The 8,362-nt window shown below is 57.4% G+C and carries 9 protein-coding genes; all 9 read left to right on the top strand.

Features of this window, described 5'->3' with window-relative positions:
- On the top strand, positions 1 to 201 hold a 201-nt coding region (gene tnpB / locus JZX88_RS25915), incomplete at its 5' end, for an IS66 family insertion sequence element accessory protein TnpB (RefSeq protein WP_137326918.1).
- A 208-nt stretch (positions 202 to 409) separates the two neighbouring features.
- Entirely contained in the window at positions 410 to 1,219 is an 810-nt protein-coding gene (gene phnC, locus JZX88_RS25910) for a phosphonate ABC transporter ATP-binding protein (RefSeq protein ID WP_006473175.1), read from the top strand.
- On the top strand, positions 1,216 to 2,064 hold the full coding sequence (phnD, locus tag JZX88_RS25905) for a phosphate/phosphite/phosphonate ABC transporter substrate-binding protein (protein WP_003501103.1): 849 nt from the start codon (positions 1,216 to 1,218) through the stop codon (positions 2,062 to 2,064). The genes phnC and phnD overlap by 4 nt, the downstream gene beginning before the upstream one ends.
- 70 nt (positions 2,065 to 2,134) lie before the next feature.
- The gene (gene phnE / locus JZX88_RS25900) at positions 2,135 to 2,941 is read left to right on the top strand and encodes a phosphonate ABC transporter, permease protein PhnE (RefSeq protein WP_006473411.1); all 807 of its coding nucleotides are present in this window, start codon (positions 2,135 to 2,137) and stop codon (positions 2,939 to 2,941) included.
- A 13-nt stretch (positions 2,942 to 2,954) separates the two neighbouring features.
- The gene (locus tag JZX88_RS25895; protein WP_003501101.1) at positions 2,955 to 3,953 is read left to right on the top strand and encodes a phosphonate dehydrogenase; all 999 of its coding nucleotides are present in this window, start codon (positions 2,955 to 2,957) and stop codon (positions 3,951 to 3,953) included.
- A gap of 12 nt (positions 3,954 to 3,965) precedes the next feature.
- Positions 3,966 to 4,886: a LysR family transcriptional regulator gene (locus tag JZX88_RS25890; RefSeq protein WP_003501100.1), complete on the top strand. Its 921-nt coding sequence runs from the start codon at positions 3,966 to 3,968 to the stop codon at positions 4,884 to 4,886.
- Between the two features lie 340 nt (positions 4,887 to 5,226).
- Positions 5,227 to 5,829: a recombinase family protein gene (locus tag JZX88_RS25885; RefSeq protein WP_003501098.1), complete on the top strand. Its 603-nt coding sequence runs from the start codon at positions 5,227 to 5,229 to the stop codon at positions 5,827 to 5,829.
- Positions 5,822 to 7,474, top strand: a complete 1,653-nt coding sequence (locus tag JZX88_RS25880; RefSeq protein WP_003501095.1) for an IS481 family transposase — start codon at positions 5,822 to 5,824, stop codon at positions 7,472 to 7,474. Before JZX88_RS25885 ends, JZX88_RS25880 begins: the two co-directional genes overlap by 8 nt.
- The coding region (locus tag JZX88_RS25875; protein ID WP_206915178.1) for an ExeA family protein at positions 7,471 to 8,362 on the top strand (892 nt) is incomplete at its 3' end. The genes JZX88_RS25880 and JZX88_RS25875, both read left to right, overlap by 4 nt.

Genomic DNA, 8,362 nt, shown 5'->3' with positions numbered 1-8,362 from the left:
ACGGACATGCGCTGTGGCTTTCCCTCCTTGGCGCTTCGGGTGCAGGAGGTTCTGCAGCATGATCCGTTGTCAGGGCATCTCTTCGTCTTCAGGGGCCGCAGATCGGATATTTTGAAGATCATCTGGCATGATGGTCTGGGCGCCTGCCTTTTTACCCGGCGGCTGGAGAAGGGCCGGTTTATCTGGCCGAATATGGGATAGCATCCGTCAAGGTGGTGTAGAATTGGGACCGGGCCGTCATGATCAGGCGGCTCTGGGTGAAATTTCTCCATCGCAGCTACGCGAGGAGGTAGAGCTGAGTTTAAGTGCTGTCATTGAAGTTTCACGAGCCTGATAAACGGACGTCATATGTCGCCCATAGTGATGCAAATATTCAATCGATGCACCACTAACGATCAGGATTATTGTGATGCTGGCTCTGAACGGAGTTGCCGTGACCTATGCCAACGGCACCCAAGCTTTGAAGACAACGACATTGACGTTCAACCAGGGTCAGTTCGTCGTGCTCCTCGGTAGATCCGGCGCAGGCAAATCTACCCTCATCCGGACACTCAACGGCTTGGTTGCGCCGACGTCTGGTTCGATCACTTCTAACGATATTGGTGCTCTGGATGCGGAAACTAAGCTTCGCATTCACCGAAGGCGAACTGGGATGATATTCCAGCAGCACCAACTCATAGGGCGCTTGAGCGCGCTCGACAACGTCATGACGGGCCGCCTGGGCTACCACTCTGGCTGGCGTACGTTGTTCCCTATGCCGCGTTCGGATCGAAGGCTGGGGTTGGAATGCCTTGAACGCGTAGGCCTTCTTGATAAGGCTCTCGTCAGGGCGGATCAACTATCCGGCGGTCAGCAGCAACGGGTGGGCATTGCGCGCGCGCTGGTCCAGAAGCCCCAACTGGTCCTTGCAGATGAGCCCGTTGCAAGTCTGGACCCTGAAACGGCTGTCGAGGTCCTGTCGCAGCTTCGCGAAATATGCACAGCCGACGGCATCACTGCTGTGATCAGCCTTCATCAGATCGATCTAGCTCGCCGGTTCGGCGACCGGGTCATTGCTATGCGCGACGGGGAAGTGGTTGCGGACGCCGCTGTCGACGAACTGACCGATCAAATGTGTGCGTCGATCTACCGCAGCGCCCCAAGAAATCCGACCACAACACAAGATTTGTCCAACTACGAGTATGATCAACCTTTAGCTGCCATGGAGGCCGCATTATGAAGAAGCTTCTGTCCCTCGCATTCCTCGCCGTTCTTGGCTGGAGTTCGTTGGCGCATGCTGGCTCAAATCCAGAGACATTGCGCGTCGCGTTGCTACCGGACGAGAACGCCGCCACTGTCATCAAAAACAATCGTCCTCTCGAGGAGTATCTTGAGAAGACACTCGGTCGGGAGATTGAACTGATCGTAACGACCGACTACTCGTCAATGATCGAAGCGATGCGTTTCGGCCGGCTTGAGTTGGCTTATTTCGGGCCGCTCTCTTACACGCTCGCGAAAACCAAGGCTGATATCGAGCCTTTCGCAGCACTTATGAAGGATGGCGAAACTACCTATCGCGCTGTAGTTGTCGCCAATGCAGAGGCTGGCATCGAAAGCCTTGAAGATGCAAAAGGGAAAAAGGTCGCGTTTGGGGACGTGGCTTCCACCTCAAGCCACCTTATCCCGAAATCTATGCTGCTTAAGGCCGGAGTTGAGGCTGGAAAAGACTATAGCGAGAACTTCGTAGGGTCGCATGATGCCGTGGCTATTGCAGTGCAGAATGGCAATGCTCAGATTGGCGGACTTTCGTTGCCCATCTACAATTCAATGGTCGCTCGTGGCACCATTGATCCTAAGAAAGTTATCGCCCTCGCCGAGTCCGATCCGTTCCCGCAGTACCCCTGGACCATGCGGTCGGATCTTGACACTTCGTTGAAAGAGGCGATCACCAAAGCCTTCATCGACCTTAAAGACGAAAAGGTATTGGCATCCTTCAAAGCCGATGGGTTCGCTCCGATCGATGACAAAGCCTACGACGTCGTCCGTGAGCTCGGTAAAGTGCTGAACTTGGACCTGAGTCAGTAAGGCGCGTTCGAGACAGTTTCTCACCTTTCGACGCAGGCGCTGGCCTGCGTCCTTTCTTCCAGGATATGTGATGACACAGCCGTCGGCCGACTACGACTCTATCCTTCAACATCAAAACAAAGCTTGGACCAGAGCTGGCGTGATCGCGTTGGCAATTGCGTGTGTGATCATTGTTAGCAGTTATCACTCCGGTCTTCTTGATCTGGAGCGTCTGGGATCTGGGTTTCCTGCGCTCTGGCAGCTCGGTACGGAAATGTTTCCCCCGGATTTCAACCGAGGCTTGGAGTGGATCAGCCCTCTCATCGACACTCTGGCGATGAGTATAGCTGGGACTGCGATCGCGGTACTGATATCACTTCCAGTTGGCTTTTTCGCCTCAGGGAAAACAGCACCCAACGCTGTCATCTATATGATCTCGCGTGGATTGTTGAATGGTCTACGGTCGATCCCGGAGCTGATTATGGGCATCGTCTTCGTGGCGGCAGTGGGATTTGGAGCGCTCCCAGGCGTGCTGGCTCTTGGTCTTCACTCGGTTGGCATGGTGGGCAAGTTCTTTGCGGAGGCGATCGAGCATTGCGATAATGCGCCTATAGAAGCCGCACGCGCAGCTGGTGCGTCGCCGTTCCAGATCGTGACGCGGGCGATCTTGCCACAAGTTCTACCGCAATTGGCCGATGTGACCATCTATCGGTGGGAGTACAACTTCCGCGCCTCGACAATCCTGGGCACTGTGGGAGCTGGTGGTATCGGTTTCGAGTTGATGACATCCCTCCGGATCATGAATTATCAGGAGGTTCTTGCGATCATGCTCGTTGTCCTTCTGATGGTCACCATCGTTGACCAGGTCGGCGCTCTCCTCCGCCGCCAGCTGCAATAGAAGGATAAATTAAATGCTCCCAAAGGTAGTAATCACCCATCGCGTCCACGAGGAGATTATCTCAAAGCTATCTCCCCACGCTCGTTTAGTTTGCAACGATACTGATGATACATGGCCCCGCGAGAAACTGCTCGCAGAATTGAGCGACGCCAAGGCGATGATGGCGTTCATGCCGGACATGATCGACGCGTCTGTACTCGCGCACGCTCCCGATCTTCAACTTGTGGCATGTGCGCTGAAAGGCTTCGATAACTTCGACATCGAAGCCTGCACGCAGCGTGGAGTCCACGTCACGATAGTGTCCGATCTTCTCACTGACCCGACAGCCGAACTTACAATCGGTCTGATGATTGCTCTTGGGCGGCACATTCTGCCAGGCGACAAGAGCGTCAGGAGGGATTACAAAGGTTGGCGCCCTCGGTTTTACGGCCTTGGGCTGCAGGGCACAGCAATCGGCATTTTAGGGATGGGAGCGATCGGAAAAGCTATAGCACAGCGCCTAAGTACCTTCGGCGCCATTGTGTCGTACTGGGATCGTCAATCCCTGGACAAAGCCGATGAGATCAGACTGAACGTAAAGCCTCTTGAATTTGACCAGTTGATCTCGTCGTCTACCTTTCTTGTGTGTGCACTCCCGCTTTCGGCCGAAACGAAGCATCTCCTCGGCGCTGAACAACTCGCCAAAATGCCCAAAGGAGCACTTCTTATTAATCCTGCACGCGGAAGCGTGGTTGATGAAGAGGCTGTTGTCGCTGCATTGCAGGCGGGGCGCTTGGGAGGCTACGCCGCTGATGTTTATGAGATGGAGGACTGGGCCAGACCCGACCGGCCTGACAAGGTCCACGGGGGTCTCCTCAATCGCGAACATGATTCGATCTTGACACCCCACATAGGCTCAGCAGTGGCGAAGTCGCGTTTGGCTATCGAGCACGAGGCTGCTGACAACATTATAGATTTTGTCCAAGGCCGAAGACCTCGTGCGGCAATTAACGAGGTTCAACTAATTCCTTGATTAGAGAAAGTAATGTTTAGCCTTTCGCATGTCGCAGCATTCATAGAGGTAATCGAAACTGGCAGCTTTCACGAGGCGTCGCGACGGCTTCAGATATCCCAACCGACTGTCTCACATAATGTGAAACGATTGGAGGATATACTAGGGGTGCGGCTGGTCGAGAGGAGGAAGGACAAGTGTGTGCCGACTCGGCAAGGGCTCGTATTCTTGCCATTCGCACGCAGCCTTTTGACCGTCACGAAGAGATCTCTGGACCGCCTGCACAGCGGCCGGATTACGTTGGGTGCCAGTACTAACATCGGTACCTATATTTTGCCAGTCCACTTGAAGCGTTTACAGGATGCTCAAGGCCGGCCACCTGAGGTGGCCGTTGCCTCAAATCCTGAAATCATCGAAAAGCTCTTGAGGAAGGAGATTGATCTAGCCTTTACCGAATGGTGGGACGATCGAAAAGGATATCAAGCCCGCCTTTGGCGGAAGGAAAAGCTGGTAATAATCGTATCCCCACAGCATAATTGGAGGACGCGAAAAACAATTGAAGCGGCAGAGTTATTTCAAGAGTCCCTCATTGGCGGAGAACGTGGAACCGGTACCGGATCCGTGCTCCGCGAGGCCTTCGGCCAAGCGGCAGAGCAATTCCCAATCTCATTCAATGTCGGGAGCACTGAGGCTGTGAAGCATGCAGTTCGAGCTGGTCTCGGCATTTCGATCGTGATGAGGAGCACTGTCCTCGATGAGCTCGCGTCGGGTAGGCTTTATGAGGTTTCTGTTGAGAATGTGGTTCTCGAAAAGTCTGTGTGGGCTGTACATCCCGTACATATGGAGGATGGTTCACCGGAAGCAATCGCGCTTAAGGTTATACTCGATGCGAGCGCCCCTCTGGGTGACCTAGAGCACGTCCACATTACTCGGGGTCATATCCGCAAGATTTGAAGTAGTTGGCGCATTCCTGCGGCTCGAACATGGTAACGGCCTGGCCGACCGCATCCTTTGGTATCGCCGCCTCAATTCCCGGAGTATCCCATACAAGGGGGACAAGATCGGGGACCGCCCGATTTTCGATGCGTAAGGTTCCCTGCTCCATGTCGCGAATATTCGGCCGTCAGACACATAGTTGGTTTCCATGGATCGTTTGTCATAAACGAGGGTTTTTGAGCATGCCATAGCGCATGCCGTCACGCCCCTTGAATGGCGCGATGGAATCTTCTCAAAACTGTTATAGAAACGGTTGTCGCAAAATGCTATGTGTCCAACGACTTTCAAGAACATTTGGATGGCTATGCGGGTCGGGTACGCCAGGGTCAGCACGATCGATCAAAATCCGGAGCTTCAGCTTGAGGCGCTGAGACGCGCCGGTTGCGAGAAGGTGTTTACCGAGCGCGGGTCAGGCGCTCGCGATGACCGCCCGGAATTGGGCCGAATTCTCTCCGACGTGCTTCGCACTGGTGACACGCTCGTTGTCTGGAAACTCGATCGGTTGGCGCGATCGCTAAAGAAGCTCATCGCGACGGCGGAAGAGTTGGAGCGCGCGAAGATCGGGCTCGTGTCCTTGACCGAGAGCATTGATACGACGACGCCGGGCGGCATGCTGACCTTCCATGTCTTCGGTGCGATCGCCCAGTTCGAACGTGCTCTGATCCGCGAACGCACGACGGCTGGACTGGTCGAGGCGCGGCAACGTGGCCGCAAGGGTGGCCGCCCGCCCGCGATGCGCCCGGGCGATATTGCCGCGGCGCGCGCCCTGATGAAGGAAGGCAGCATACCGGTACGCAATATTGCGCAGCGCATGGGGGTTTCTGTTGCAACCCTCTATCGTCATATCGGCAAGAAGGGTGGCTCTCCCAAAACAGTGGAATCCGAGGACGTCCATGGCTGAGCGGAGAAAGCGGCCGCCCGGAGAGGCTCTTGTCGATCTTCGACGCCGATTGTCGCTGCTTTCTCCCCGTGATCCAGGCCGTACCGAGATTGTTGCTCGTGCCGCCGATGCCTACGGCATCTCGATCTGGACCCTGTATCGGGCGCTGCGGGAGTTGAACCGCCCGAAATCCGTACGGCGCGCCGATCACGGAACCTCCCGGATCGCCCCGCAGCCGGAGATGGAAACCTATGCCGAAATCATCGCGGCCCTGAAGATCAGAACGGCGAACCGGAAGGGGCGGCATATCTCCACGGCGCGCGCCATCAAGCTGCTTGAGGAAGACGGCGTGGTGACGCCCGATGGCCTGGTCCGTGCACCGCCCGGCATCTTGAAACGCGCAACGGTCGATCGGCTGCTGCGTGTTTCCGGCCTGGATTATGCGCGCGTCACCCGCCCGGTGGCTGCCGTCCGATTCCAGGCGCGGCGTTCCAACGAACTCTGGCACTTCGACATGAGCCCGTCCGACCTGAAGCAGGTGGAAGCGCCGCTTTGGGTCGAGGAAGGGCGCGGCCGGCCGACGCTGATGCTGTTCTCCGTGGTCGATGATCGCTCCGGCGCGAGCTATCAGGAATACCGCTCCGTCTACGGCGAGGACGCGGAGTCCGCCTTGCGCTTTCTCTACAATGCCTTCGCCGCCAAGCCTGAACCGGAACTGCCGCTTCAGGGGATTCCAACGACCATCCATATGGATAACGGGCCGGTGAGCCGCTCGCGCGTTTTCCAGTCCGTCATGGGTAGCCTTGGTGTCCGGGTTCTCACGCATATGCCCCCGTCGGACAGCGAGCGGCGCACGCCGGCGCGAGCGAAAGGCAAGGTCGAGCGGCCGTTTCGCACGATCAAGGAAGTGCACGAGACCCTCTATCATTTCCACAAGCCGAAGGACGAAGAGGAAGCCAACCTTTGGCTCAGGCGCGCCTTGGTCACCTACAATAACGGCGACCATCGCACAGAGTCTCATGCACGCATCGAGGATTGGCTGCGGCATCTTCCTCCTGACGGGGTGCGGGCGATGTGCTCCTGGGAGCGGTTCTGCGCCTTTGCGCGCGAACCGGAACGACGGACGGTTGCTGGAGACGCGACCGTATCGGTCGAAGGCGCATCCTATGAGGTCGAGCCCGAACTTGCCGGCGAAACGGTGACCTTGCTCTGGGGCCTGTTCGATCAGGAACTGTTCGTCGAGCATGAGGGCAAGCGCTTCGGTCCATTCCAACCTTCGCGCGGGGCGGTTCCCCTCTTTCGCTATCGCAAATACCAGAAGAGCAAGCTCGAAGAGCGGCTCGACAAGGTGGTGCGCCTGGCAGACCAACTTGGGCTCCCCCGCGCCGCGGTCACCGGCGGGGATCGTCCATTGCCTTCGCTGCCCCCGACCACGGCTGGGCTGAGTGTACGGCGGACACCGTTTCCGGAACCCGCAATAGAGACCGCTTATCCAAATGGCCTCGCAGCCCGTGGGGCCATCGCCGACCAGCTCGGCCGGCCGATCGGCGCGATGAATGCCGGTGACCGCGCCTTCATCAATGAACTGCTTGGAGAAACACTCGACAAAAAGATGATCGCGGCCCGTATCCGCGAACGCTTCCAGGCGCGAAGAAAGGAAGAATGATGCTCGCTGACGTTCAATCCAGTTACGGCCTCGACCGGCCTTTCCAAGGGGCCGGCAACTTTGAGACCGAGCATCAGCGCACGATCATCCGCGAGGTGTGTGCGGCCGTCCAGACCGGTCGGCTTGTCGTGGTCTCCGGCCTGGTCGGTTCGGGGAAAACCCACCTTTTGCGCCGCATCGAGGCCGAACTCACCAAAGCCGGCAAGGTCGCACTCGCCAAATCGCTGGCGGTCGACAAGCGGCGCACTTCGCTGCCATCGCTCATTGAAGCCCTGTTCTACGACTTGTCTCCCGGCGATCGTGCGCAGGTCAAGATCCCCAAGCAGGCCGAGCGCCGGGAGCGCGACCTGCGCGACATCATGAAAAAAGGCAAACGGCCGATCGTCCTCGTGGTCGACGAGGCCCATGACCTGCACCACAAGACCTTAACCGGCCTGAAGCGACTGATGGAGGTGGTCGCCGACGCCGGCGTGCTCCTTTCCGTACTTCTTGTCGGGCATCCCCGGTTGCGCAATGATCTGCGCCGGCCGCAAATGGAGGAGATTGGCTACCGCACGACCATTTTTGACTACGAGGGGATCGGCTCCGCGCGCCGCGACTATGTTGCCTGGCTGCTTGGCGCCTGTGCGGCCGAAGGCGTAAAGGTTGGCGAACTCCTCGAGGAAGAAGCCATCGACCTCATCGCCGAACGTTTGCGCACGCCGCTTCAGATCGAGATGCATCTCACCCTCGCATTCGAGCAGGGCTTTCGCCTCGGCACCAAGCCGGTTACCGCCGAAATCGTCGAGCAGGTCCTGTCCCGCGCCATCGACGATCTCGAACCGACGTTGACCCGAAATGGTTACGATGCGACGGCTCTGGTCACGCACCTCAATGCTCGGCCGTCGG

The sequence above is a fragment of the Agrobacterium sp. OT33 genome, from assembly GCF_017313365.1.
Classification (GTDB): Bacteria; Pseudomonadota; Alphaproteobacteria; order Rhizobiales; family Rhizobiaceae; genus Agrobacterium; species Agrobacterium rhizogenes_A.
This window is presented reverse-complemented; position numbering and strand designations above follow the sequence as displayed.